This is a genomic window from Streptomyces sp. NPDC002057 (genome assembly GCF_040296665.1).
In the GTDB taxonomy this organism is placed as follows: Bacteria; Actinomycetota; Actinomycetes; order Streptomycetales; family Streptomycetaceae; genus Streptomyces.
The window spans coordinates 17,970-41,308 of record NZ_JBEOXR010000017.1; the positions used below are offsets into that span (position 1 = coordinate 17,970).

Genomic DNA, 23,339 nt, shown 5'->3' on the forward strand with positions numbered 1-23,339 from the left:
TTGGGGAAGACGGGCGGCGGGAGGTCAGCCGAGGAGGGACCGGCCGATGATCTCCTTCATGATCTCGGTGGTGCCGCCGTAGATGGTCTGGATCCGGCCGTCGGTGTAGGCGCGGGCGACCGGGAATTCGCTCATGTAGCCGTATCCGCCGTGGAGTTGCAGGCAGCGGTCGGCGACCCGCTTCTGGAGTTCGGTCGCCCACCACTTGGCCATGGAGGCGTGGACGGCGTCGAGTCCTCCCTCGGTGTGCTCCTCGATGCACCGGTCGACGAAGGTCCGGGTGACGGCGCACTCGGTGGCCATCTCGGCGATCTCGAAGCGGATGTGCTGGAGCCGGGCGAGCGGGCGGCCGAAGGCCTCGCGCTCCTTGACGTACCGGGTGGTGGTCTCCAGGAGGTGCTCGGCGCCCGCGATGCCGGCGACGGCGATGGCGAGGCGCTCCTGGGCGAGGTTGGTCATGAGGTGCAGGAAGGCACCGTTGAGCTCGCCGAGCAGGTTCTCCTTGGGGACGCGGACGTCGCGGAAGAAGAGTTCGGCGGTGTCCTGGGACTTCTGGCCGATCTTGTCGAGGTTGCGGCCGCGCTCGAAGCCCTCGGCGCCGCGCTCGACGACGAGGAGGGAGAGGCCGTGCGCGCCGCCCTCGGGGGTGGTGCGGGCGACGACGACGACCAGGTCGGCGAGGATGCCGTTGGAGATGAAGGTCTTGGAGCCGTTGAGGATCCAGTGGTCGCCGTGGTCCTCGGCGGTCGTACGGATGCCCTGGAGGTCCGAACCGGCGCCGGGTTCCGTCATGGCGATCGCCGTGACGGTCTCGCCGGAGCAGAAGCCGGGCAGCCAGCGCCGCTTCTGCTCCTCGGTGCCGAGCGAGGTGAGGTACGGGCCGATGATGTCGTTGTGCAGGCCGATGGCGAGTCCGGGGGCGCCGGCGCGGGTGAACTCCTCGGCGAGGACGGCTCCGTAGCGGAAGTCGGGGTTGCCGCCGCCTCCGTACTCCTCGTCGACGGCGAGGCCGAGCAGCCCCTGCCGGCCGGCGGCGAGCCAGGCCTCCCGGGCGACGATGCCGTCCTTCTCCCACTGCGCGTAGTGGGGCAGCACCTCCTTCTCCAGGAAGGTGCGGACGGTGGCCCGGAAGGCCTCGTGGTCGGCGGTGTACAGCTGGCGCTTCATGCGTCGGTCTCCTGGGTCTGGATCGGACGGTCGAGGGCGGGTACGGCCCAGTCGCGGGCGACCTCCGCGGTGTCGGCTCCGGGCAGGGCGGGGCCCGTGCGCAGGGTGCCGGGGGTGGCCGAGAAGCGGGGGGCGGGGGCGGGCTGGGCGATGCCGCCGTGTTCGGTGAAGGTGGCGCGCGCGGCGAGGTGGGGGTGGGACGGGGCCTCGCGCAGGGAGAGCACGGGAGCGACGCAGGCGTCGCCGCCGTCGAAGACGGCCGTCCACTCCTCGCGGGTACGGCTCCGGAAGCGGTCGGCGACGGCCTTGCGCAGTTCGGGCCAGCGGGCGAGGTCCCGGCGGGCGGGTGCGACGTCCTCGACGCCGAGGAGGCGGACGAACTCCGCGTAGAACCGCTCCTCCAGGGCGCCGACCGCCATGTGGCCGCCGTCGGAGGTCTCGTACACGCCGTAGAACGGGCAGCCGCCGTCGAGGAGGTTGACGCCCCGGCGGTCCTGCCAGCCGCCGGCGGCGAGCATGCCGTGGATCATGGTGGTGAGGTGGGCGGTGCCGTCGACGATCGCCGCGTCGACGACCTGGCCCTCGCCGTGGGCGCGGGCGTGCTGGAGGGCGGCGAGGACGCCGATGACGAGGTAGAGGGAGCCGCCCGCGTAGTCGCCGACGAGGTTGGCGGGGACGGTGGGCGGGCCGTCCGGGTCGGGGCCGATCATGCCGAGGGCGCCGGTGATCGCGATGTAGCCGATGTCGTGTCCGGCGGTCGTGGCGAGCGGCCCGTCCTGTCCCCAGCCGGTCATCCGTCCGTAGACGAGACGCGGGTTGCGGGCGAGGCAGACGTCGGGGCCGACGCCGAGCCGTTCGGCGACGCCGGGCCGGTACCCCTCGATCAGGATGTCGGCGCGGGCCACGAGGTCGAGGACGGTGGCGGGGCCGTCCTCGGCCTTGAGGTCGACGAGGACGGAGCGCTTGTTGCGGTTGGTGAGGTCACGGGCCGGGTCGATGCCGAGGCCGGGACCGCCCGGGCGGTCGACGCGGACGACGTCGGCCCCGAGGTCGGCGAGGAGCATGGCGGCGAAGGGGCCGGGGCCGATGCCGGCGAGTTCGACCACGCGGACCCCGGTCAGCGGGCCGTTCCCGGCGGAGTGCGTCCTGCTCATCGAGCCCCCAGGCGTGTGTGACACCAATGATGTAACACCAGAGATGCTAGGAACGTGTTCCACTCGGCACAAGCCCCCCGGCCGAGCAAGCGCTTGGAAATTACCGGACGGGGGCAGGTGGGGTAACCGGGGGTAGGGCGGCAACGGAGCAGGCTGCCGGACCCGCTATCCTCCGCCGACGACGAGAGCCGCGCGCGGCGGCGCGGCACGGCCGAAATGAGGGGCTGGATGGGAACAGGGACGGGCGTGGGGAGCGGGGCGGGGGCCGGCGGCGAGAGCGGAGGCGCACCGGACCACGGAGCCACGCCGGACAGCGGGAGCGGGGCGGTGGCCAAAGCCGGGGCGGGGGCTGCGGCCGGGCGCGAAGGCGCGCCGGACAGCGGGAGCGGGGCGGCGCCCGAGGCCGGGCGGGAGGCCTCGCGGGACCACGGGGGCAGGCCCTACGACGTCGTCCTGTTCGGGGCGACCGGGTTCGTGGGCGAACTCACCGCCGCCTACCTGGCCGAACACGCCCCGGCGGAGTGCCGCTGGGCACTCGCGGGCCGCAACCTCGCGGGGCTCACGGCCCTGCGCGAGCGGCTCGCCGCCCGGTGGCCGCACCACGCCGAACTGCCGCTCGTCGTCGCCGACGCCGCCGACCCCGACTCCCTGCGCGAACTCGCCGAGTCCACCCGGGTGGTGGCCACCACGGTCGGTCCGTACGTCTGGTACGGCGACGGGCTCGTCGCCGCCTGTGCCGAGGCCGGCACGGACTGCGTGGACCTCACCGGCGAGGCGGAGTTCGTCGACCTGACGTACGTGCGGCACGACGCCCGCGCCCGGGAGACCGGTGCCCGGATCGTGCACGCCTGCGGCTTCGACTCCGTCCCCCACGATCTGGGCGCGTACTTCACCGTCCAGCAGCTCCCGAAGGACGTGCCGCTCCGGGTGGACGGCTTCGTGAGGGTCGGGGCGACCTTCTCCGGCGGCACCTTCGCCTCGGCGCTGACCGCGCTCGGCCGGGGTCCGGAGATGCTCCGGGCGGCGCGCGAACGACGCCTGCACGAACCGCGGTTGGTGGGCCGCCGGGCCCGCGCGCCGCTGAGCGGGCCGCGGTTCAGCCGCGAGACCGGTACCTGGGCGCTGCCGCTGCCGACGCTCGACCCGCAGGTCGTGTCCCGTTCGGCGGCGGCCCTCGACCGGTACGGGCCGGACTTCCGCTACCGGCACTACGCCTCCGTGAAGAACCTCCCGGTGGCGATCGGGGGCGCCGCCGCCGTCGGTGCGAGCGTGGCCGTGGCCCAACTGCCGTCCGTGCGGCAGTGGCTGATGGGGCGTTACCAGGCGGGCCGGGGGCCGTCGGCCGAGCGGCGCGCCCGGAGCTGGTTCTCGGTGCGCTTCGTCGGCGAGGGCGGCGGACGCCGGGTCTTCACCGAGGTCTCGGGCGGCGACCCCGGGTACGACGAGACGGCGAAGATGCTCGCCGAGTCGGCCCTCTGCCTCGCCTTCGACCCGCTGCCGAAGACGGCGGGCCAGGTCACGACGGCGGCGGCGATGGGCGACGCGCTCATCACCCGGCTGAGGGCGGCGGGCATCCGCTTCCGGGTGGCCCACCGGGGCTGAGCGGTACGGACGAGGGATCCGGGCCGTACGACCGGACGGACGCGGGGGATCAGGGCCGTACGAGACGGAACGGGTGGCCGGCCGGGTCGGCGTAGACACGCCAGGCCTGGCCGTCACCCCCGTCGTCGAGCGGTACGGCTCCGAGGGCGAGCACCGCGTCGTGGGCGGCGCCCAGGTCGTCGACCCGCACGTCGAGGTGGAACTGCTGCTCGGGCGCGCCCCAGACGGGCGGCCGGTGATCGGCCACGCCCTGGAAGGCGAGCACCGGACCGGCGTCGCCGCGCAGCACGGCGGAGCCCTCGCCGACGGCCCACCGGGGATCGGGTCTCTCCACCTCCCCGCCGATCAACCGCCGGTAGAAATCGGCGAGTCGCGGGGCGTCCGGGCAGTCGAGCACGAGGCACCTCAGGCGCCCGATCACGCCACGGCCCAGGCCACGATGATGTACAGCACGGCGCAGACCCAGGCCAGCGCGACGAGCGCGGAGCCGGCCAGGATCAGGTTCAGGCCGCGCCCGGCGGAACGCGGCGGAGCGGAAAGGGGTGTTGTCATGAACCCCACTCTGCCGGGGCCGTGTCACGGCTCGGTATCCGTACAGATACTCAGACGTCCCAGGAGGCGACTCACACCTCTCGCCGCTCGGACGCGCTCAGGCGCCTCAGACGCCCCTGGACCCTCAGGGGCCCAGGCAGCCCCAGGGCCCCAGGCGTCCAGGCCCTCGGGCGCACCCGGGTTCAGGCCTCCCCGAGTGCCTCCGTCAGGGCGCGGCGGCAGAGGGAGTCGGCGTGGCGGGTGGTCTCGGGGATGCGGTAGCGGGGGGTGAGGTGGAGGGTGTGGGCGCAGGCGTTGGCCAGGGAGACCCGGTGGCCGACGGAGACGAACACGGGCTTCACCCCGGCGCGGGTCCGCAGGGCCCGCCCCACCTCCTCGCCGTCGGCCAGGAGCGGGGCGAAGTCGCCGCGCGCCGAACCGGGTTGCCCGTACGTGAAGGTGAAGGGGTTCTTCGCGACGCCGATGGACGGCCGGCCGGTGAGCACCCCGAGGTGGCTGGCGAGGCCGAAGCGGCGGGGATGGGCGAGGCCGTAGCCGTCGCAGACGAGGAGGCCGGGATCGGCGGTGAGGCGGTCGAGGGCGGCGAGGACCGTCGGGATCTCGCGGAAGGCGAGGAGCCCGGGGACGTACGGGAAGGAGACGCGGCCGACGGCCGTGGCCTCCTCCACCACCTCCAGGGTCCGCCCGTCGAGGACGACGGCCGCCGCGGCGACCAGGTCGCGCTCGTCGTCGTAGGCCACGTCGAGCCCGGTGACGTGCCCGTGGCCGGCCTCCGGGCCCTCCTCGTCGCGTACGAGGCGCCCGCGCAGCTCCTGCTGGACGGCCAGGGCTGCGGTCTCGTCGGCGGGCCAGCCCGCCGGAATGTCGATGATCGTCATGATGCGGGTCACCCTATGGTCGGCCGCCGGGCGGCTCCCGGGCCCCCGGCGGGGAAACGTGGGGCCGGGGCGTCGCGGAGGGCGGTCCGGGGGGTGGGACGGTCCGCGGGTGTCCGGGCCGCGCGGGTAGCCTGGCGATCATGTTCGTACTGGAATTGACCTACACCGCGCCCGTCGAGCGGGCGGACGCGCTGCTCGACGCGCACATCGAGTGGCTCGACGCGCAGTACGCCGCCGGGGTGTTCCTGGCCTCGGGGCGGAAGAACCCGCGCGACGGCGGGGTGATCCTGGCCGCCGGGGTCGACCGCGCGGAGATCGAGAAGATCGCGGCGGCCGACCCGTTCAGCGTCGAGGGCGTGTGCGCGTACCGGATCACGGAGTTCTACGCGACGAAGACGGCCGACGGCCTCGCCGCGTACCGGGAGCAGCTCCCCTCCTGATCCCGGCCCGCGCTCGCCCTCTCCCCGCCCCCGCTCGTACGGCTCCGGGCCGCGCCCGTCCGGCTGCGGGCCGCGCCCGTCCGGCTCCGGGCCGCGCCCGTCAGCGGCCGGTGAGGCGGGCGATCCTGCCCTTCTCGCCGGAGGCCCAGCAGGAGCCGTCGCGGGTGCAGTCGACCGTGTCGTACGAGCCGGTGTCGACCGTGCGCCAGGTGCGGCCGCCGTCCGTGGTGAGGTCCGTGCCCGTCGGTCCGACCGCGAGCGCCGCGCTGCGGCTGTGCGGGAGCCAGGCCACGCCGGAGCGGTAGGCGGGCGGGGGTGTCGCCGAGGCGCGCCAGGTGCGGCCCCCGTCACCGGTGACCGCCGCCGCCCGTGGGGACGGCTGGTCCTTGCGGTAGTCCCCGCCGACGGCGATGCCGTGCGCGCGGTCGCGGAAGGCGAGCCCGAAGACGCCCCGGGCCGGGTCCCCCGCGGGGATCGGCGAGACGGTGGCGGTCCAGGTCAGGCCCCGGTCCGCCGAGTGGAGCACGCGCGCGGTGGCACCGCCGCCCGTCGCCAGCCACACGTCCCGGGGTCCGGCCGACACCAGGCACTGGCCGCTCGCCGCGAAGCCGGCCTCGCCGGGCAGCGCGTCGGGCATCCCGGCGTTCGGGAGCACCTTCCAGGAACGGCCGCCGTCCCGGGTGGAGAGGATGCGGTACTTCCCGTCGACGGGGTCGCTCATGGCGAGTCCGTGCCGGCGGTCGAAGAAGGTCATGCAGTCGTAGAAGGCACGCGGATCGGTGTTGCGGAACGCCTCGGTCCAGGTGGCGCCGCCGTCCTCGGTGCGCAGCACGCGCGAGGCCTCGCCCTCCCCGATGGCGAGGACGACGGCGCGGCGGGTGTCGAAGGCCTCCACGTCACGGAACTCCAGCTCGGCGGCGCCGGGCGGCGAGACGTTCCGCCAGCTCCGGCCGCCGTCGGTGGTCCGCAGCACCGTGCCCTTCGAGCCGGCGGCCCAGGCGGTGCGGCGGTCGACCGCCGCGAGGCCGCGGAACCGGGCGTCGGTACCGGTCGGCGTCAGGTGCCAGCCGGTCGCGGCGGCCCCCGTCTCCGCCGTCCGCCCGTCGGCCGCCGCCGCGGGGGTCGCCCCGGCGCGCGCCGGGGCGGCCAGGGTCAGCGCGAGCGCCGCCCCGATCAGCCCCACCGACATCATTCGTCTCGTCTTCCCCATGGACGTCATGGCGCCGGAAGCTAGTACCCCCGGCCGCTCCCCGTCCAGGGTGCGTCCCCCGCGGGGCGTTCCTAGGCTGGGTGCCATGACCGACCGCACGGGCGAGGGCGGGCCCGACGAGAAGCCGAGGCTCAAGGAGTACGAGGGCGAGGGCATCACCGTCACCTTCGAGCCGCGCCGCTGCCTGCACGCGGCCGAGTGCGTGCACGGCCTGCCCGAGGTCTTCGACCTGTCCCGGCGCCCATGGGTGCTGCCCGACGCCGCCGAGACCGGTCTCGTCGCGGAGGTCGTCCGCCGCTGTCCCTCCGGCGCGCTCCGGTACCACCCGGCCGACGGCTCCGCCGAACCCCCCGACTCCCCCACGACCGTGCGCCGCACCCCCTCCGGCGGGCTCGTCCTGCGCGGAGACCTCCGCGTGACGGGCGCGTTCGGCGACCGGGAGGAGACGCGGGTGGTCCTGTGCGGCTGTGGAGCCTCCGGAAACCAGCCGTACTGCGATCACTCCGGTCCGTGCGCCGAACCCGGCGACGACCTGGGCGAACAGCGCTGACCTGCACCGATGCGCCCCGGACCGCCGCCGGAGCGTGCTCGGTGACGCAGGTCACGTGGTCCCGGAGTGCACGTTCCGGCCGTTCCGCTCGTCTAGCCAGGTGTCAGGTGCCCTGGTGTCGGGGAGACGCACAGGATCCGAAGCCCGTGTGAGAGGAGCCGGTCTTGTCCGCCGTCGTCATCGAGCAGGCCGTCCAGGCCCGTCTGGTCGCATCCGCTCCGCGGATGGAGACCGTCCCCGCCACTCTGCGGTACGACCGCGAGGACCCGTACGCGGTGAGCATGGCCTTCCCGCCCCCCGCGACCCTGGAGGGCGTCGAGGTCTCGTGGGCCTTCGCCCGTGAGCTGCTGGTGCAGGGCGTCGAGCGGCCGGCCGGGGTCGGGGACGTACGGCTGCGCCCGTACGGGTACGACCGGACGGTGGTCGAGTTCCACGCTCCGGAGGGGGTGGCCATGGTCCACGTGCGGACCTCGGAGCTGCGTCGCTTCCTGGAGGCCTCGCAGCATCTGGTGCCGGCGGGCCGTGAGCACCAGTACCTGGACTGGGACGAGGACCTCACGGAGCTGCTGGACGAGCGTCCGTAGCGGCCGGGCCGTCACCGGCCCTTCCTCCGCCTGCTCCCTCCCCCTCCTCCCTCCATCCCTCCTCTCCTCCCTCCTTTCCTCCCTCACGCGCGTCGCCGCGTAAATCGTTTGCCGCCCTCTCGCGCCCCGGCGTACGGTCCGTAACGACCTGTCGTCATCAGATCGGAGAAGGACGTTGCTCGTCTGAGGTTGCGAGACACCGCGCCGCGCGTGCCCTGTGAGCCGCGTGTGCCGTTCTCGACCTCGGCGTACGAGCCGTTCCTCCGACTGCCCGCGCCCCGGTGTCTCCACGCGTCGCATCACGTCACGCTCGCGCTCACGCATCCGGGAGGCCCCCATGGCGCATCACCCCACCTTCATCACCTGCACGTCCCTCTCCTTCTCCTGGCCCGACGGCACCGAGGTCCTCGACGACTTCCGGCTCTCGGTCGGCCCCGGCCGAACGGGCCTCGTCGGGCTCAACGGCTCCGGCAAGTCCACCCTCCTGAAGTTGATCGCGGGCGAGCTCGCACCGGCCTCCGGCACCGTCCGGGTCACCGGTGAACTCGGCCATCTCCCCCAGAACCTGGTCCTGGACACCTCACGCCGGGTGGACGAGATCCTCGGCATCGCGGCCAAGCGTGCCGCCCTGCACGCCATCGAGGCGGGCGACCCGGCGGAGGAGCACTTCACCGCCCTCGCCGACGACTGGGACGTGGAGGAGCGGGCCCGTGCCACCCTCGACCAGCTCGGGCTCGACTCCGTCGGCCTCGACCGGACCGTCGGCGAGGTCTCGGGCGGGGAGTCCGTGCTGCTGCGCCTCGCCGCGCTGCTGCTCGCCCGCCCCGACGTCCTGCTCCTCGACGAGCCGACCAACAACCTGGACCGGCACGCCCGCGCGCGGCTGTACGAGGCGGTGGAGAACTGGTCCGGCGTCCTGGTCGTGGTCAGCCACGACCGCGAACTCCTGGAGCGGGTCGACCAGATCGCCGATCTGCGGGACGGCTCCGTCGCCTGGTACGGCGGCGCCTACTCCGACTACGAGGCGGCGCTCGCCGCCGAGCAGGAGGCGGCGGAGCGGATGGTCCGCGTCGCCGAGGCCGACGTCCAGCGGCAGAAGCGGGAACTCTCCGACGCCCAGGTGAAGTTGGCCCGCCGGAAACGGTTCGGGCAGAAGAGCTTCGAGAACAAGGTCGTACCGAAGATCGTCGCGAACAATCGCAGGAGCGAGGCCCAGGTCTCGGCCGGCAAGCACCGGGCGCTGCACACGGAGCGCCTCTCGGAGGCCCGGGAGCGGCTGGACGCGGCGGTGGAGGCGGTGCGGGACGACGACGAGATCCGGGTCGAGCTGCCGCGGACCTCGGTGCCGCCGGGCCGCGAGGTCCTGTTCCTGCGGGATCTGGAGCTGCGGTACGGGGCCCGGGTGGCCGGCGCGTTCGAGCTGCGCGGGCCGGAGCGGATCGCACTGGTCGGCAGGAACGGCGCCGGGAAGACGACGCTGCTGCGGACGATCGCCGGGGAGGTCGAGCCGCTCTCGGGCGAGGCGGAGGCGCGGGTACCGCTCCGCTTCCTGCCGCAGCGGCTCGACGTCCTCGACGACGGGCTGAGCGTGGTGGAGAACGTGGCCCGGTTCGCGCCCACGGCGACGGGGAACGCGATCAGGGCGCGGCTGGCACGGTTCCTCTTCCGGGGGGCGCGGGCCGATCAGGCCGTGGGCACCCTGTCGGGCGGGGAGCGGTTCAGGGCGACGCTCGCGGCACTGCTCCTCGCGGAGCCGGCCCCGCAGCTGCTGATGCTGGACGAGCCGACGAACAACCTGGACATGGCGTCGGTCCGGAAGCTGACGGCGGCCCTCGACGCGTACGAGGGGGCGCTGGTCGTGGCGAGCCACGACGTGACGTTCCTGGAGTCGCTGGGCATCACCCGCTGGCTGCTGCTCGACGGTGAGCTGCGGCCGACGACCGCGGAGGAGGTACGGGAGGCGGCGTCGGGTCCCGTCGGCGGCGGGGCGGTTCCCGGGCGGTAGCGGTCCCCCGGGACCAGCGGTGGCGCAGGGCGCGGGACTTCGCGGGGTGAGGGCGGGGGCGCTCCGCGCCGCCGGGCGCGGGCTCCGGATCCTCGCCGGACGCCGCTTCGAACCGCCGGGCCGGGCGGGTGCTCTGAGCCTCCATACGGCTGCACTCCGTAGTCGGCAGGCCGGCCGCCAGGGGCCGTCCGGGACGTGACCTGCGTCTCCAGCACCCCGTCCGAGCAGCGCGCATAACGGAACGTAACCGGACATCGTCGGGACGGGCTTGGCCGACGCCTTACGGAGCCTTAACCTACGGTCTCGTAACCTACGAATCCGTAGGTACGCCCGTTCGCCCCTCTCCGTCCCCAGGAGTCCCCGTGACGCTCACTTCTCCCCACCTCGACAGCTCGGCAGGGTGGACCGACGCCCGGCTGCTCTATGCGCTGGAAGAGGTCGTGGAGAAGGAGCTCAACCGGCACCTCAAGGTCACCAAGGACTGGATGCCGCACGAGTACGTGCCCTGGTCCGACGCCCGCAACTTCCCCGGCTTCTTCGAGGACGGCGAGGCCTGGGACCCGGCGCAGTCCAAGGTGACCGAGATCGGCAAGATCGCCCTCGTCGTCAACCTGCTCACCGAGGACAACCTCCCGAGCTACCACCACGAGATCGCCAGCCTCTTCGGCCGCGACGGCGCCTGGGGCACCTGGGTGCACCGCTGGACCGCCGAGGAGGGCCGGCACGGCATCGTGATGCGCGACTACCTGCTGGCCTCGCGCGCCGTCGACCCGGACAAGCTGGAGCAGTTCCGGATGGCGCACATGAGCGAGGGCTTCGAGTCCGACAACCGGCACTCGATGCTGCACTCCGTGGCGTACGTCGCCTTCCAGGAGCTCGCCACCCGCATCTCGCACCGCAACACCGGCCACCAGTCCGGCGACCCGGTGTGCGACCGGATGCTCGCCCGCATCGCCACCGACGAGAACCTGCACATGGTCTTCTACCGCAACCTGCTGGGAGCGGCCTTCGAGCTCGCCCCCGACCTCACCATGCAGGCCGTGCGGGACGTCGTGGTCGACTTCCGGATGCCCGGACACGGCATGCCCGGCTTCGAGCGGGCGGCGGCGCAGATGGCGATCGGCGAGATCTACAACATGCGCATCCACCACGACGACGTCCTCCAGCCCGTCCTGCGCTTCCTCAAGGTCCTCCAGATCGAGGGCCTCGGCCCGGACGGTCTGCGCGCCCAGGAGGAGCTGGGGCTGTACATGAACGGCCTCGACTCCGAGGCGAGCAAGTTCGACGAGAAGCTCGCGGCCCGCAAGGCGCGGATGGCCGCGCGCAAGGCGGGCTGATCCACCGGTGACACGGGGGCGGTTCAGCGGCTCTGCCGCTTGAGCCGCCCCCGCTCCTTCTCCGAGAGCCCGCCCCACACGCCGAAGCGCTCGTCGTGGCTCAGCGCGTACTCCAGGCAGGCCACGCGCCCCTCGCAGGCCCCGCAGAGCTGCTTCGCCTCGCGGGTCGAGGAACCGGGAGCCGGGAAGAAGAACTCCGGTCCGGCCTGGGCGCACAGCGCGTTCTCCTGCCAGGTCATGTCGGGCTCCGGTGCGGTCAGTACGTTCGTGTAGGTCTGCATGCCGTACACGCTGCCGGAGCGTCGTAAACGAGCCATCAACGTTCGATCAATGCGGCGCGCCGAACGGGATGGTCATCCCGTCGGGCATGGGCGAGAATCGCCGCATGACGATCAGAAAGGGCCATGCCGCGTAGGCGCCCCGCTCCGCTCTCCGCGGGTCGCGCACCACCGGGTTCCGCCGTCCGAGCGCCCGAACCCCGCGACCGCCCCGCCCACCCCTGGAGAGCCCGCCCGTGCAGAAGACCGCCCTCGTCCCCCACGCCCGGCTGCCCCGCGCGTACCACTCCCGCCATGTCCTGGGCAGTACCGTCGACGCCTTCGGCGCCGCCCACTGGCTGCTCGCCGACCGCGCGCCGGAACCGGGCACCGACCACCCTCCCTACGACGCGCTGTTCGTCTCCGTCCACGAGGACGGAGGTGCCGAGGTCACGGAGCTGAGCGCGGTCCGGGCCCGGTGGCCGCACCTGGACCGCCTGCCGGACGGCGGTTTCGTCGTCGCCTCCTCCCGCGCCCGCCGGTACCAGGACGGGGACCAGGTGCAGGTCTTCGACGCCCTCGGCCGCGAGAGCCGGACCTTCTCCGTCGGGGACGCGATCGAGCACCTGCTCGTGGACGCGACCGGCGACCTCTGGGTCGGGCACTTCGACGAGAACCCGGCGGGAATCCGTCGCTGGAGCGCCACGGGCCGGCTCCTCTGGTCGTCCCACCAAGTCTCCGGCGCCGGATGGATCATGGACTGCTACGCACTGAACGTCTCCGCTTCCGTCACATGGGCCTGCCCGTACACCGACTTCCCGCTCCTGGAGATCCGGCCCGACCGGGAGGTGAGGGTGCGGGCCAACACCGTGCGGGGTGCGAAGGCGGTGGCCGTCCACGCGGGCGAGGTCGCCTTCCTCGGCGGCTACGGCGAGGACCACGACCGGCTCGCCCGCGGAGAGCTCTCCGGGACCTCCGTCGAACCCACGGACATCGGCCGGCTCACCCTCCCCGACGGTGCTCCCCTCGGCCGCCGCCGGGTCGTCGGCCGGGGAAGCAGGATCTACGTCCAGGTCGAGCCGTACACCGAGTGGTGCGTCTTCGATCTCAGCGGGTGACGCCCAGCGCCGGGAGGACCGTCTCCGCGACCCGGTAGGCCTCCTCCAGGAGGGGGTTGCCGGAGAGGATGAACGTGTCGACGCCCAGGTCCTGGTACTCCTTGAGGCGTTCCACGACCTGGGCCGTGGAACCGACGACCGCCGTCCCCGGGCCGGGGCGGAAGAGGCCCATGCCGGGCCAGAGGTTGGGGTGGGTCTCCAGTTCGCGGGCGTGCGCGGGAACCCTGCCGCCGTGCTGGCGGAACTGGCGCTGCCAGCCGACGCCGTCCTCCCCCGCGCGCTCCCCGAGCTGCCGCGCGTACGTCGCCTCGCTGGTGACGTCGAGGAGCCGGTCCGCGGCGGCCCAGGCCTCGTCCTCGGTGTCGCGGACGATGAGGTGGAGACGCAGGCCGACGCGGAGGCTGCGGCCGTGGGCCGCGGCCCGTGCCCGCACGTGGTCGAGCTTCTCCTTCAGCAGGTGCGGCGGCTCGCCCCAGGTGAGGTAGACGTCGACGTGCTCCGCGGCCATCTCGATGCCGGGCGCCGAGGAGCCTCCGAACCAGAGCGGCACGTGCGGCTCCTGGACCGGCCGCAGGTCCCGGAAGGAGGCGCCCGCGCCCTTGAGGTCGTAGAAGCGCCCCTTGTGGTCGAAGACCTCCCCCGCCGTGAGCCGCTTCACGATCGACCAGTACTCGGCGCTCAGCTCGTACCGCTCGTCGTGCTCGACGTGGAGCCCGTACTCGCGGAGGGAGGCGGTCGAGCCGTTGACGACGTTGAAGCGGAGCCGTCCGCCGAAGAGGTTGTCGAAGCTCAGCGCCATCTTGGCGAGCAGGGTGGGCGCGATCAGGCCGGGGTGGACGGCGAGGAGCGGCTTGAACCGGGTGCTCGTGGAGGCCGCGAGCGCCGCACCGAGCGGCCACACGTCGTACAGGTCGGTGGCGAGCAACGCGCCGGTGTAGCCGAGGCGTTCGACGGTTCCGGCGAGCTGCGTGAGGTAGCCGAGGTCGACGGGGCGCCGGCCCGCCGGCTCCCACGGGTAGGCGCCTTCGCGCGGGATGATGTACCAGAGCACTTCGGGTGCCGGGGCGGTCATGGGATCAGGCCTTCCGGGGCAGGGCGTCCGCGACGGTGACCGCGCGGTCGATGAAGCCGGTGCGGTGGAAGATGTCGGCCGCCTGCTGCTGCTCGGCGACGAACTCCTCGCTGACCGCCTCGATCGTCCAGGGCAGGGCGCGCAGCGCCGTCTCCCAGTCGTCGACCGCGCCGCCCTGGTCCGCGGCGGCGATCTCGGCCGCCTCTCGGGGGTGGGCGGCGGCCCACTCGTCGGCCCGCCGCAGCGCCCGGGTCAGCGCCTCGACGACCTCGGGCCGCCGCTCGGCCAGATCGCGCCGGGTGAAGAATACGGACCGGTCGCTGATGACCTCGCCGGTACGGACCAGGGTGCGCAGGCCGCCGGTGCGGCGGGCGGCCGCGAGCTCGGCGCCCTGGGCGACCCAGGCGGTGATCCCACCGGCACGCAGCTTCTCCTCGCTGCCGGAGTCGCCGCGTACGGGAGTGATGTCGGTGGCGTACGAGAGCCCCGCGTCGTCCAGGGCCTTCGCCACGAGGTGGGTCTGCCAGGAGCCGACGGCGAGGTGGACGGTGCCGCCCTTCAGGTCGGCGACCGTGCGGACCGGGCTGTCCTCGGGGACGAGGAGGGCGCCGTGGTCGGGACGGGGCGCCGAGACGGCCGTGTAGACGATGTCGTGGCCCGCGGCCTGCGCGGTGACGGGCGGGGTGGAGCCCGTGCCGCCGAAGTCGATGGTGCCGTCGGCGAGATGGGCGCCGGTACGGACGCCGTCGGTGTACGGGTGCCAGGTCACGGTCTCGCCGAGCGCGGCGAGCTCCTCCTCCGCGTAGCCGAGCCGGGACAGGTGGTAGAGGGAGGGGTTGCTGCGGTGGACACCGATGACGACGGTCATGCGGACGCTCCTTCGAGAGACACGGGCACGGGGGCGGGGGCCGGGACGGGGGCGGGTACGGAGGGGGGTGCCTCCTCGGGCGCGTGGACGCCCAGGTCGGCGAGGAGACGGCGGCGCAGCGCGACGAACGCCGGGTCGCCGGGGTCGCGGGGATGGGCGACGGCGACGGGCTCGTCCGTGACGAGGCGGCCGTCACGGAGGACGGCGACCCGGTCCGCGAGGCGCACGGCCTCGTCGACGTCGTGCGTGACGAGCAGGACGGCGGGACGGTGGATCCGGCGCAGCTCGCCGACCAGGTCCTGCATGCGGAGCCTGGTCAGGGCGTCGAGTGCGGCGAACGGCTCGTCGAGGAGCAGGAGTTCGGGCTCCCGCACCAGCGCCCGGGCGAGCGCGACCCGCTGGGCCTCGCCGCCGGAGAGGGTGGCGGGCCAGGCGTCGGCGTGCCGCTCCAGGCCGACCTCCGCGAGGGCCCGCAGCCCGGTCGCCCGGGTCGCCGCTCCGCGCGGGAGGCCGACGGTCACATTGGCGAGGACCCTCTTGGAGGGGATGAGGCGGGGTTCCTGGAAGACGATGGTGCGCGCCTCGGGAACGAGCGCCTCTCCCCCGTCGGCGCCGTCGAGGGCGCCGAGGATGCGGAGCAGGGTGGTCTTCCCGCTGCCGCTCGCACCGAGCAGGGCGAGGAACTCGCCTCGTGCCATCGAGAGTTCGAGGCCGTCGAGGACGGCGCGGGTGCCGAAGACCCGGCGCAGGCCCCGTACCCGTACCGCCGTGCTCGGGGTGGTCGTGGACGCGCTCATCGGGTTCCTCCCCCGGGGCCGGCCGTCCGCCAGGGCATCAGGACCCGCTCCAGACCGCGGACGAGGACGTCGGCGGTGAGGCCGAGCAGGCCGTAGACGAGGATGCAGACGGCGAGGATGTCGGTACGGGCGTAGCTCTGGGCCTGGGACATCAGATAGCCGATGCCCTCGGTGGCGTTGATCTCCTCGGCGGCGATGAGCGCGATGACGCTCAGCGTCATGGAGAGCCGCAGTCCGGCGAGGAGCGAGGGCAGCGCGCCGGGCAGGACCACCTGGCGGACGATCGCGAGCCGGCCGAGGCCGAAGCTGCGCATGGCCTCGACGAGCTTGGGGTCGGTGTTGCGGACGCCCCCGGCCGTGGAGACGTACATCGGGAAGGTGGTGGCGACCGCGATGAGCAGGATCTTGGCGGTCTCGTTGATGCCGAACCAGACCATGAAGAGCGGGACGAGGGAGAGGAAGGGGATGGTGCGGAGGGTCTGGAGCGAGGAGTCGAGGAGCTCGTCGCCGAGCCGGGTGAAGCCGGTGGTGATGCCGAGGGTGAGCCCGACCGCGAGACCGATGACGAGCCCGATGCCCGAGCGGGTGAGGGACGTGGCGAGCGCGTCCGGCAACTGTCCGTTGCCCCACAACTCCCCTACCGCGTCGATGACCTGCACGGGGGACGCGAGGACGTCGGGGGTGAGGAGGCCGGTGGCGGACGAGGACCACCAGAGGGCGAGGAGGGCGACGGGGCCGAGGGCGCGGACGGTGAGGGAGTAGGTACGGGAGCGGGGGCGGCGGAGTTGCGGACGTGGTGCGACCAGTCCGGCGGCGGCGTCCTCCGCCGCCGTGCCGGTCGTCCCCGTCGTGGGGTCGGGGGTGGTGGCCGTCGTTGCCGTCGTTGCCGTCGTTGCCGTCGTTGCCGTCACGGAGTCGGAGCGGGTGGACGTCGTTGCCGTCGCGGGGTCGGGGGTGGTGGCCGTCATGACAGCTTCTCGATGTCGAGGAGATGGGCGGCGATGTCGACCTTGTTCGGCGTCACCTTCTGGTCGGCGTAGAACCCGGCGACGGTCTCGAAGCGCTTGATGTCCTCGGGCCTGATCGGGTCGACGGTGCCGCCCTTGCCGGTGAAGGCGATCTGGACGTCCTTGGCCTTGCCGTTGACCGCGGTGGGGCCCGCGTCGGTGAAGACGTTGAGGTAGGCGGCCGGGTCCCGCTTCTCCTTGGCGCTGTTCTCGTGGAGGTAGGCGTAGAGCGCCTTGACGACCTCGGGGTGCTCCTTGACGAAGCCGGAACGGACGGCGTTGAGGCTGTAGTTGTCGGAGCCGATGGCGGTTCCGTCGGCGACGAAGTGGGCCTTGCCCGAGCCGATCTCGGCGACGGCGTAGGTGGACCAGACGGCCCAGGCGTCGACCTGGCCGGCGTTGAAGACGGCCGCCGTCTGGTCGGGGCGCAGATAGACCCGCTCCACCTTGTCGGCGGGGACGCCCGCCTTGGCGAGGGCCTTCAGGAGCAGGTACTCGCCGGTGCCGCCCTTGTTGACGGCGACCTTGCGGCCGACGAGGTCCTGCACGGAGTCGATGTCCGAACCCTCGCGGACGAGGATGCCCTCGCCGACGGGGTCGGGGGCCGTGGCCGTGAAGAAGGCGAAGCCGGGGCTCTGGGAGAGGGACGTGATGCCGGAGGTGATCGAACCGGTCGCGATGTCGAGCTGGTCGGCGTTCATGGCCTGCGCGGCGGGCGCGAAGGGGCCGGCGCTGCCGGTCCACGCCACCTTGGCGCCGACCGCGGCGAGGGCCTTGTCGAGGCTGCCGTCCTTCTTGCCGCGGGCGAGGACACCGGCGTTGCCGGGGTCGGGGATGCGGATGGTGACCGTGCCCTTCGCTCCCTTCGCCCCGCCGCCGCCCTGAGCGGCGGCCGGGTCCGCGGTGCCTCCGCAGGCGGTGAGGGTGGAAAGGGCGGCGAGGGCCGCCAGAACGGCGAGCGGGGTGAGGGAGCGCATGGCGGTCGTCCTTCGGATGTCGGGTGCGGGTGCCGGGGGCGGGGCGGGTGGGTGCCGGAGGGTGGGTGAGGCTTCAGGGGATGAGGCGTCGGGATGGGGGCGGGCTGCGGCGTCCGCGGCTACGGGACCGGCTGCGGTGACGACGCGGGCGGGGTCGATGCCGACGGGGCGGCGGCCGTGAGCTGCCGGGCCAGCCGGAGCGGCTCCGGGTCGGCCCAGCTCCGTACGTCCACGGCCTCGGGCAGGAAGCCGTGGGCGCGCAGGGACTCCTCCTGCCGGGCGAGCAGGTCGAGCCGGGTGCCGGACAGATCCGGGTGCAGGGTGCGGTGGGTGCCGGGCCGGTAGGCCCCCGCGACCCCCTCGGCGCCCGCCCCCGTCTCGGCGCCGAGGATGCGGGCGACCTCGGCCGGCTCACCGGCCGCCCAGTCGGCGGCGCGGAGCAGGACGGCCAGGAATCGGGTGACCAGCTCGGGGTGTTCGTCCAGGAGGTCCTGGTGCACGGTGAGGGGGCGCGGGGTGCCGTTGTTGACGCGGTGGGCGGGATCGGGGAGGGAGTCGAGCTCCACGGCGACCTCGGCTCCGGCGCGCCGGGCCGCCTCGACGGCGAGGGCACCCTTCACGTAGACGGCGTCGACCTCGCCCCGGCGCAGGGCGTCCAGCTCGGCGGCCCACTGACCCTGGTGACCGTCGGCGGGTACGTCGACGAGGACCGCGTCGCCGAGCCCGTACCCGGCGGAGGCGAGGACACCCTCGAAGCCGCGCAGGGCCATCGCCCGCCAGAAGTCGATGGGGACGGAGTGCCGGGGCAGGGCCAGGCGGAGACCGCGCAGCGCGGCGGCGCCGCGCACCGGGGAGCCGGGGGCGACGAGCACCACCTGTCGCTCCTCGATCCAGGTGAGGCCGATGAGCCGGGTCCGTTCACCTCGCGAACGGGCCCACAGCGCGGGCACGTTGCCGCCCTCGCGGAGGAGTCCGGGAAGGGCGTGGGTGAAGTGGGTGGCACGGTCGGCGCCGGGTTCGGCGTCCTGGAGCGAGCGGACGGCGATGCCGTCGGGTGCGAACTCCCCCGCCAGCCAGCCTCGATCGGCGGCGACACCGGTGGCGGTGGGAACGGGGCAACGGGTGAACCAGAGCGTGTCGGGAACGCGGGCGTGCGGCATGGAGGGCTTCCCGGGGTGTGGTGGGACGGCGGAGGGCAGCGGGGAGGGAGCGTGGGGCGCGACGGCAGGTCACGCGATCACGCGACAGCGACGGAGCGCGGGAGGAGCAGCACGCCGGACCGGTTGGGTCCGGAGAGGGCCGCGGAACCGGAGGACCGGAAGACCGTGAGAACTGGAGGACCGGGGGAACCGGGAGACCAAGGGTTTGGAAACCGCGTGGGACAAGGTGGGATCGGAGAGGAGAGAGGGACCGGCTCAGCCCGGCCGACCGTCTTCGGCCCGCCGGCCGTCTTCGGATCTGTCGGCAGTCTTCGGATCTGTCGGCCGTCACCGACCTGCCGACGTCACCGGACCTCTGGCCACCAACGCCAGCTGACCGTCGTCGGCCCGTCGGCCTCTCTCGGCCCGCTGACCGCACGAGGCCGAGAAGCGACCCCGGCGAAGGCCGCCGTCCTGGGACGACATCGGCGACGGGCCTCGTCCGCGACGAGCTTCGTCAGCGCCGCTGACGGCAGGCGACGAGCAGTGTCAGCGACAGCCGGCCCCGGCGACGCGCCCCAGGTCGATGTGGCGGCGCCGGGTGAGTCCGAGCGGTGCGGGAGAGGCGGTGGGCGCACATCGTGCGCCACTTCGTGCGGTACGTCGTCCGTTCATGACCGGCCCTGCTCCCTTCGGTTCGGCGCCGCTGTGGTGGCTTGGCCGGAACCCTGCCACGGATGCTCGACCTCCGACAACTCGTCTCCCACGATGTGGGATTGCGTATGAACGGCGTGTTTCCGACCTCCCCGGAGCCCTGAATCGGCTCCCGCCATGTGGGAGCGTGGGAGCCCGATCACCCACGGGGAGCGAACCCTATGACGACCGAGGCCGGCATCGCCCGACCCCCGGCGGGCGCCCAGGCGGTCCGCCGCGCACTGGACGTGCTGCACTGTTTCCACGACAACGGGCCCGACCTCAGCGCCTCCGACCTGGCGCGGCGGCTCGGGCTCTCCACCTCCACCGCGCACCGCCTCGCCCGGACCCTGCTCGGCGCGGGCTTCCTCGAACAGGACGCCCGGACCGCCCGCTACCGACTGGGCCCGGCGATGACGGAGCTGGGCCGGCTCTCGTACCACCAGCGGGGGCTCCACCTGGCCGCCCCCGAGCTGTCCGATCTCGCCGAACGGACGGGCGCCACCGCCGATCTGGCCCTGCGCAGCGGACCGCACGTGGTGATCGTGGCGGGTGGCTCGGTGACGCCGAAGGTGGGGCTGCGTCGGCCGCTGCACTCGACGGCGCTCGGGAAGGTGCTGCTCGCCTGGCCCCGCGCGGGCGAGGCGGGCCCGCGTTCGCTGCCGCCGCTGTACGCGTTCACCGAGCGGACGATCGTCGAACCGCCCGCTCTGACCGCTGAGTTGGCGCGGGTACGGGAGGCGGGTTACGCCCTCAACGACGGTGAGTCCGCCCACGGGGTGCGAACGGTCGCCGTGCCGGTCCTGGAACGGACGGGGCACGCGCGGTTCGCGCTCGCGGTGCGGGCGACGCCGGAGCTGATCACCGACGCGCGGCTCGACTGGTACCTGGCACAGGCACGGTCCTGCGCCCGCGCCCTTGAGGTCCTCCTCCTGGCCCCGTCGGAGCGGCGCGACCCCGGAGAACGGACCGGCTAGGGGTCTGCCCGCCGGGCCGCACACCTGATCACCCGATCGACCGCGCACCCGCCGACCTGCGCGCCGAAGATTTCCGCACGGTCGTGCGTTCAGTATCATGGACACATGAGCGGCAGCACCGGCGGCGCCGGGACCAAGACGGACGGGCGCGTCGAGCGCGGGAACCAGACCCGGCGCCTGGTGCTCGGCCGGACCATGGACATCGCCTCGGTCGAAGGTCTCGAAGGCCTGTCGCTGGGGCGGATCGCGACCGAGCTGCAGCTGAGCAAGAGTGGCGTCTTCGCCCTCTTCGGCTCCAAGGAGGAGCTCCAGCTCGCCACGATCAGGGCCGCCGTGGCCGTTTTCGCCGAGCACGTCGTCACGCCCCTCAAGGACGTGCCGCCGGGTGCGCGGCGGGTCCACGAGCTGTGCCGGAACTGGCTCGCGTACTCCTCGGGCAGGGTGTTCGCGGGCGGCTGCTTCTTCTACGCGGTCTCGGCGGAGTTCGACGCCCGTACGGGTCCGGTCCACGACGCCGTCGCCGGGACCCGCCGCGACTGGAACACGTACATGGAACGGGCCCTGACGGAGGCTCAGGCGGTGGGCGACTTCACCGAGGACCTCGATGTGGAGCAGCTGGCGTTCGAGGTGATCGCCCTGATGGAGGCGGCCAACGCGCAGTCCGTCCTCCTCGGCGACACCCGGGCCTACGCCCGTGCCGAACGGGGAGTCACCGCCCGACTGCGCGCCTCCGCCACGAACCGGGGCCGGGACGGACTCGACGCCGGGGAGCGCTGACTCGCCGCATCGGTGGAGAAGGCGGCGAAGCCGGAGAAGCTGGCGAAGCCGACGAACACGCCCGAAGAGTACCGACTCAGCGCGCGGTCACCCGCCCCTCCGACGGCTCCACGGCAGACGGCTCCACAGCCGGGGCCGTCAGGAATTCCATCGCCTCCGCCACGACCGCCGGGTCCAGCAGGACGCGGCGGTGGCCGAGGCCCCGGGTGGCGACGAGCCGGGCCCTGTCGCCGTGGGCCCGGGCGAGGAGCCGTGACTGTGCGGGCGGCACCATGTCGTCGTTCTCGTCGTGGAACAGCAGGACGGGAGCACCGAGTGCGCCGGGGTCCCGGTCGGCACCGAAGCGGTCCCAGACGCCGGGTTCTCCCGGCGCGAGCCGGCGCTCCACGTGGTCACGCATGCACCGGACGACCCGGTCGTCGAGGCCGAGGCCGGCCTGGAAGCCGGCGAGCAGCAGGTCGAAGGAGCCGACGCCGCCGAGCCCGACGAACCGTTCCGTGCGCACGCCGTCGCGGAGGGCGAAGAGGGAGGCGAGGACGCCGAAGGAGTGGGCGACGACGGCGTCGAAGTCACCGTGGCGCGCGTGCAACTCCCGGATGATCTCCCGGTATTCGAGGATGTTGGTCGCCCGCCCCGGGGAGTCGCCGTGGCCGGGCGCGTCGAAGGCGACCGGGCTGTAGCCGCGGGCGAGCAGCGCCTCGGCGAAGGCGGTGAGGCGCGAGGCGCGTGAGGACCAGCCGTGGACGAGGAGGACGGGACGGCTGCCGTCGCCCCAGGCGTAGGTGACGACGTCCTGGCCCCGGACCCGGAGGTGCCCGGTGCGCGCGGTGGCGAGCAGCGCCCGTTCCCCGGGTTTCACCCGGGCCCTGCCGAGGGGGCGGACGAAGAGGTGGAAGGCCCAGCGGCCGGCGGGGCCGGGGGCGACGCGGGCGGTGGCGTTCAGGGCGGTGCGGATGAGCGGAGCCATCGGGTACATGCCGGATCTCCTCGGTCTTCCTGGGTACGCAAAAATGCTAGCACGACCGTTCGTGTTGTTTTAGAGTCCAGGGAGAGGCGGGCCGGCGCCCACCCGGAAGCACCGGCCCGCCTCCGCCATCCACCTCACTCCGGCTCCGACTCCCCCTCCCCCTTCTCCCCCTTCGCCTTCTTCGCCCTGCTGGGCTGCACCCGCTTCGGCTCGCCCGGCATCTTCGGGTACTCCGGCGGATAGGGCAGGTCGCCGAGGCCGTGCTCCGCCTCGTCCCGCCGGGCCAGTTCGAGCAGGGGTTCCAGACTGAACCGCTCGTCGTCCATGTCGGCGTGGACGTCGCCGAGCTCGGCGTACCGCACCGGCATCGTCCTGATGTCGAAGTCCCGCGGCACGGCGTCGTCGATCTCCTCCCACCGCAGGGGCGCGGACACGGGGGCGTGCGGTCGCGGGCGTACGGAGTAGGCGGAGGCGATCGTGCGGTCCCGGGCGGTCTGGTTGTAGTCGACGAAGATCCGCTCGCCGCGCTCCTCCTTCCACCACTTGATGGTGACCCGCTCCGGCATCCGTCGCTCCAGCTCCCGGCCACACGCGATGGCCGCCCGCCTGACCTGCGTGAAGGTCCAGTCGGGCGTGATCGGCACGAAGACGTGGAGGCCCCGCCCGCCGGAGGTCTTCGGCCAGCCGCGCAGTCCGTGTTCGTCGAGGACGGCACGGAGTTCGTGGGCGGCGCGGACCGCGTCGGCGTAGTCGGTGCCGGGCTGCGGGTCGAGGTCGATGCGGAGTTCGTCGGGGTGGTCGGTGTCGTCCCGCCGCACCGGCCAGGGGTGGAAGGTGAAGGCCCCCTGGTTGGCGGCCCAGACCACGGCCGCCGGTTCGGTGGGGCACATCTCGTCGGCCGACCGGCCGCTGGGGAAGGTGATGTGGGCGGTGGGGATCCAGTCGGGCATGTACTTCGGGGCGCGCTTCTGGAAGAAGGACTCGCCGGTCACCCCGTCGGGGTAGCGCTCCAGGGTGGTGGGACGGTCCCGCAGGGCGCGGGTGATGCCGTCGCCCACGGCCAGGTAGTAGCTGACCATGTCGAGCTTGGTGTAGCCGGGTTCGGGGAAGTACACCTTGTCCGGATGGGACACGCGCACGGTCCGGTCGCCGACTTCGAGTTCCACCGCTGCCGCCTTGCCTGCCATGCCGGTCAGCCTAGGGCTCGCCGA

At 73.4% G+C, this 23,339-nt stretch carries 25 protein-coding genes; 9 read left to right on the top strand and 16 right to left on the bottom strand.

Annotation, left to right across the window (positions count from 1 at the left end; all coding sequences use genetic code 11):
- Positions 1-24 precede the first annotated feature (24 nt).
- Positions 25-1,167 (bottom strand): acyl-CoA dehydrogenase family protein, encoded by a 1,143-nt coding sequence (locus ABT129_RS15915; RefSeq protein ID WP_351901159.1) that lies wholly within the window; start codon positions 1,165-1,167, stop codon positions 25-27.
- Complete coding sequence (locus tag ABT129_RS15920) at positions 1,164-2,321, bottom strand: CaiB/BaiF CoA transferase family protein (protein ID WP_351901161.1); 1,158 nt, start codon at positions 2,319-2,321, stop codon at positions 1,164-1,166. Before ABT129_RS15920 ends, ABT129_RS15915 begins: the two co-directional genes overlap by 4 nt.
- 453 nt (positions 2,322-2,774) lie before the next feature.
- On the opposite strand from ABT129_RS15920, the gene ABT129_RS15925 reads away from it, so the two are divergent.
- Complete coding sequence (locus ABT129_RS15925; RefSeq protein ID WP_351901354.1) at positions 2,775-3,923, top strand: saccharopine dehydrogenase family protein; 1,149 nt, start codon at positions 2,775-2,777, stop codon at positions 3,921-3,923.
- 49 nt (positions 3,924-3,972) lie between these two features.
- Here ABT129_RS15925 and ABT129_RS15930 read toward each other — a convergent pair whose 3' ends face one another.
- The 3 genes from ABT129_RS15930 to ABT129_RS15940 form a co-directional block, all read right to left on the bottom strand.
- Positions 3,973-4,344 (bottom strand): VOC family protein, encoded by a 372-nt coding sequence (locus ABT129_RS15930; protein WP_351901163.1) that lies wholly within the window; start codon positions 4,342-4,344, stop codon positions 3,973-3,975.
- On the bottom strand, positions 4,341-4,475 hold the full coding sequence (gene mmpA / locus ABT129_RS15935) for a morphogenic membrane protein MmpA (RefSeq protein ID WP_351901165.1): 135 nt from the start codon (positions 4,473-4,475) through the stop codon (positions 4,341-4,343). The genes ABT129_RS15930 and mmpA overlap by 4 nt, the downstream gene beginning before the upstream one ends.
- A 182-nt stretch (positions 4,476-4,657) precedes the next feature.
- The gene (locus tag ABT129_RS15940; protein WP_351901167.1) at positions 4,658-5,353 is read right to left on the bottom strand and encodes an endonuclease V; all 696 of its coding nucleotides are present in this window, start codon (positions 5,351-5,353) and stop codon (positions 4,658-4,660) included.
- A 140-nt stretch (positions 5,354-5,493) separates the two neighbouring features.
- Between ABT129_RS15940 and ABT129_RS15945 the strand changes: the two genes are divergently transcribed.
- Positions 5,494-5,793: a YciI family protein gene (locus tag ABT129_RS15945; RefSeq protein ID WP_351901168.1), complete on the top strand. Its 300-nt coding sequence runs from the start codon at positions 5,494-5,496 to the stop codon at positions 5,791-5,793.
- 100 nt (positions 5,794-5,893) lie between these two features.
- Here the strand turns inward: ABT129_RS15945 and ABT129_RS15950 are convergent, their stop codons facing one another.
- Positions 5,894-7,012 (bottom strand): WD40/YVTN/BNR-like repeat-containing protein, encoded by a 1,119-nt coding sequence (locus ABT129_RS15950; protein ID WP_351901170.1) that lies wholly within the window; start codon positions 7,010-7,012, stop codon positions 5,894-5,896.
- A gap of 76 nt (positions 7,013-7,088) precedes the next feature.
- Here ABT129_RS15950 and ABT129_RS15955 point away from each other — a divergent pair, with 76 nt between their 5' ends.
- The 4 genes from ABT129_RS15955 (at position 7,089) to ABT129_RS15970 (ending at position 11,479) form a co-directional block, all read left to right on the top strand.
- Entirely contained in the window at positions 7,089-7,553 is a 465-nt protein-coding gene (locus tag ABT129_RS15955) for a (4Fe-4S)-binding protein (protein WP_351901172.1), read from the top strand.
- A gap of 224 nt (positions 7,554-7,777) precedes the next feature.
- Complete coding sequence (gene ssgD, locus ABT129_RS15960) at positions 7,778-8,137, top strand: spore wall synthesis regulator SsgD (RefSeq protein WP_351901356.1); 360 nt, start codon at positions 7,778-7,780, stop codon at positions 8,135-8,137.
- 337 nt (positions 8,138-8,474) lie between these two features.
- Positions 8,475-10,142 carry an ABC-F family ATP-binding cassette domain-containing protein gene (locus ABT129_RS15965; protein WP_351901175.1) on the top strand — a complete coding sequence of 556 codons (1,668 nt, stop codon included), beginning with the start codon at positions 8,475-8,477 and terminating at the stop codon, positions 10,140-10,142.
- Between the two features lie 362 nt (positions 10,143-10,504).
- Entirely contained in the window at positions 10,505-11,479 is a 975-nt protein-coding gene (locus ABT129_RS15970; RefSeq protein ID WP_351901177.1) for an acyl-ACP desaturase, read from the top strand.
- Between the two features lie 23 nt (positions 11,480-11,502).
- Here ABT129_RS15970 and ABT129_RS15975 read toward each other — a convergent pair whose 3' ends face one another.
- Positions 11,503-11,760 (bottom strand): WhiB family transcriptional regulator, encoded by a 258-nt coding sequence (locus ABT129_RS15975; protein ID WP_351901179.1) that lies wholly within the window; start codon positions 11,758-11,760, stop codon positions 11,503-11,505.
- Between the two features lie 233 nt (positions 11,761-11,993).
- Here ABT129_RS15975 and ABT129_RS15980 point away from each other — a divergent pair, with 233 nt between their 5' ends.
- The gene (locus ABT129_RS15980) at positions 11,994-12,854 is read left to right on the top strand and encodes a hypothetical protein (RefSeq protein WP_351901181.1); all 861 of its coding nucleotides are present in this window, start codon (positions 11,994-11,996) and stop codon (positions 12,852-12,854) included.
- Here ABT129_RS15980 and ABT129_RS15985 read toward each other — a convergent pair.
- The 7 genes from ABT129_RS15985 to ABT129_RS16015 form a co-directional block, all read right to left on the bottom strand.
- Positions 12,844-13,926 (bottom strand): LLM class flavin-dependent oxidoreductase, encoded by a 1,083-nt coding sequence (locus ABT129_RS15985; protein WP_351901183.1) that lies wholly within the window; start codon positions 13,924-13,926, stop codon positions 12,844-12,846. The two genes, ABT129_RS15980 and ABT129_RS15985, sit on opposite strands and share 11 nt — an antisense overlap.
- 4 nt (positions 13,927-13,930) lie before the next feature.
- On the bottom strand, positions 13,931-14,794 hold the full coding sequence (locus ABT129_RS15990) for an ABC transporter substrate-binding protein (RefSeq protein ID WP_351901185.1): 864 nt from the start codon (positions 14,792-14,794) through the stop codon (positions 13,931-13,933).
- A complete protein-coding gene (locus tag ABT129_RS15995) occupies positions 14,791-15,591 on the bottom strand; it encodes an ABC transporter ATP-binding protein (protein WP_351901187.1) in 801 nt (266 codons plus the stop codon). Before ABT129_RS15995 ends, ABT129_RS15990 begins: the two co-directional genes overlap by 4 nt.
- Positions 15,588-16,559 carry an ABC transporter permease gene (locus ABT129_RS16000; protein WP_351901189.1) on the bottom strand — a complete coding sequence of 324 codons (972 nt, stop codon included), beginning with the start codon at positions 16,557-16,559 and terminating at the stop codon, positions 15,588-15,590. Before ABT129_RS16000 ends, ABT129_RS15995 begins: the two co-directional genes overlap by 4 nt.
- Positions 16,556-17,575, bottom strand: a complete 1,020-nt coding sequence (locus tag ABT129_RS16005) for an ABC transporter substrate-binding protein (protein ID WP_351901191.1) — start codon at positions 17,573-17,575, stop codon at positions 16,556-16,558. Before ABT129_RS16005 ends, ABT129_RS16000 begins: the two co-directional genes overlap by 4 nt.
- A 119-nt stretch (positions 17,576-17,694) precedes the next feature.
- Entirely contained in the window at positions 17,695-18,735 is a 1,041-nt protein-coding gene (locus tag ABT129_RS16010; protein ID WP_351901193.1) for an ABC transporter substrate-binding protein, read from the bottom strand.
- Between the two features lie 528 nt (positions 18,736-19,263).
- Positions 19,264-19,389, bottom strand: a complete 126-nt coding sequence (locus ABT129_RS16015; protein WP_351901195.1) for a putative leader peptide — start codon at positions 19,387-19,389, stop codon at positions 19,264-19,266.
- 200 nt (positions 19,390-19,589) lie between these two features.
- On the opposite strand from ABT129_RS16015, the gene ABT129_RS16020 reads away from it, so the two are divergent.
- Both ABT129_RS16020 and ABT129_RS16025 read left to right on the top strand, forming a co-directional pair.
- Positions 19,590-20,384 (top strand): IclR family transcriptional regulator, encoded by a 795-nt coding sequence (locus ABT129_RS16020; protein ID WP_351901197.1) that lies wholly within the window; start codon positions 19,590-19,592, stop codon positions 20,382-20,384.
- Positions 20,385-20,489: 105 nt separating this feature from the next.
- Positions 20,490-21,161: a TetR/AcrR family transcriptional regulator gene (locus ABT129_RS16025; protein ID WP_351901199.1), complete on the top strand. Its 672-nt coding sequence runs from the start codon at positions 20,490-20,492 to the stop codon at positions 21,159-21,161.
- A 76-nt stretch (positions 21,162-21,237) separates the two neighbouring features.
- On the opposite strand, the gene ABT129_RS16030 is transcribed toward ABT129_RS16025, so the two are convergent.
- Together ABT129_RS16030 and ligD are read right to left on the bottom strand one after the other, a co-directional pair.
- Positions 21,238-22,137 carry an alpha/beta hydrolase gene (locus ABT129_RS16030; protein WP_351901201.1) on the bottom strand — a complete coding sequence of 300 codons (900 nt, stop codon included), beginning with the start codon at positions 22,135-22,137 and terminating at the stop codon, positions 21,238-21,240.
- A gap of 125 nt (positions 22,138-22,262) precedes the next feature.
- A complete protein-coding gene (gene ligD, locus ABT129_RS16035) occupies positions 22,263-23,315 on the bottom strand; it encodes a non-homologous end-joining DNA ligase (RefSeq protein WP_351901203.1) in 1,053 nt (350 codons plus the stop codon).
- Positions 23,316-23,339 lie beyond the last annotated feature (24 nt).

Excerpts from the sequence above, each read along its gene's own strand:
- ABT129_RS15915 (WP_351901159.1), bottom strand. The coding sequence starts at position 1,167 with ATGAAGCGCCAGCTGTACACCGCCGACCACGAGGCCTTCCGGGCCACC.
- ABT129_RS15920 (WP_351901161.1), bottom strand. The coding sequence starts at position 2,321 with ATGAGCAGGACGCACTCCGCCGGGAACGGCCCGCTGACCGGGGTCCGC.
- mmpA (WP_351901165.1), bottom strand. The coding sequence starts at position 4,475 with ATGACAACACCCCTTTCCGCTCCGCCGCGTTCCGCCGGGCGCGGCCTG.
- ABT129_RS15940 (WP_351901167.1), bottom strand. The coding sequence starts at position 5,353 with ATGACGATCATCGACATTCCGGCGGGCTGGCCCGCCGACGAGACCGCA.
- ABT129_RS15945 (WP_351901168.1), top strand. The coding sequence starts at position 5,494 with ATGTTCGTACTGGAATTGACCTACACCGCGCCCGTCGAGCGGGCGGAC.
- ABT129_RS15950 (WP_351901170.1), bottom strand. The coding sequence starts at position 7,012 with ATGACGTCCATGGGGAAGACGAGACGAATGATGTCGGTGGGGCTGATC.
- ABT129_RS15955 (WP_351901172.1), top strand. The coding sequence starts at position 7,089 with ATGACCGACCGCACGGGCGAGGGCGGGCCCGACGAGAAGCCGAGGCTC.
- ssgD (WP_351901356.1), top strand. The coding sequence starts at position 7,778 with ATGGAGACCGTCCCCGCCACTCTGCGGTACGACCGCGAGGACCCGTAC.
- ABT129_RS15965 (WP_351901175.1), top strand. The coding sequence starts at position 8,475 with ATGGCGCATCACCCCACCTTCATCACCTGCACGTCCCTCTCCTTCTCC.
- ABT129_RS15975 (WP_351901179.1), bottom strand. The coding sequence starts at position 11,760 with ATGCAGACCTACACGAACGTACTGACCGCACCGGAGCCCGACATGACC.
- ABT129_RS15985 (WP_351901183.1), bottom strand. The coding sequence starts at position 13,926 with ATGACCGCCCCGGCACCCGAAGTGCTCTGGTACATCATCCCGCGCGAA.
- ABT129_RS15990 (WP_351901185.1), bottom strand. The coding sequence starts at position 14,794 with ATGACCGTCGTCATCGGTGTCCACCGCAGCAACCCCTCCCTCTACCAC.
- ABT129_RS15995 (WP_351901187.1), bottom strand. The coding sequence starts at position 15,591 with ATGAGCGCGTCCACGACCACCCCGAGCACGGCGGTACGGGTACGGGGC.
- ABT129_RS16000 (WP_351901189.1), bottom strand. The coding sequence starts at position 16,559 with ATGACGGCCACCACCCCCGACCCCGCGACGGCAACGACGTCCACCCGC.
- ABT129_RS16005 (WP_351901191.1), bottom strand. The coding sequence starts at position 17,575 with ATGCGCTCCCTCACCCCGCTCGCCGTTCTGGCGGCCCTCGCCGCCCTT.
- ABT129_RS16010 (WP_351901193.1), bottom strand. The coding sequence starts at position 18,735 with ATGCCGCACGCCCGCGTTCCCGACACGCTCTGGTTCACCCGTTGCCCC.
- ABT129_RS16015 (WP_351901195.1), bottom strand. The coding sequence starts at position 19,389 with ATGAACGGACGACGTACCGCACGAAGTGGCGCACGATGTGCGCCCACC.
- ABT129_RS16020 (WP_351901197.1), top strand. The coding sequence starts at position 19,590 with ATGACGACCGAGGCCGGCATCGCCCGACCCCCGGCGGGCGCCCAGGCG.
- ABT129_RS16025 (WP_351901199.1), top strand. The coding sequence starts at position 20,490 with ATGAGCGGCAGCACCGGCGGCGCCGGGACCAAGACGGACGGGCGCGTC.
- ABT129_RS16030 (WP_351901201.1), bottom strand. The coding sequence starts at position 22,137 with ATGTACCCGATGGCTCCGCTCATCCGCACCGCCCTGAACGCCACCGCC.
- ligD (WP_351901203.1), bottom strand. The coding sequence starts at position 23,315 with ATGGCAGGCAAGGCGGCAGCGGTGGAACTCGAAGTCGGCGACCGGACC.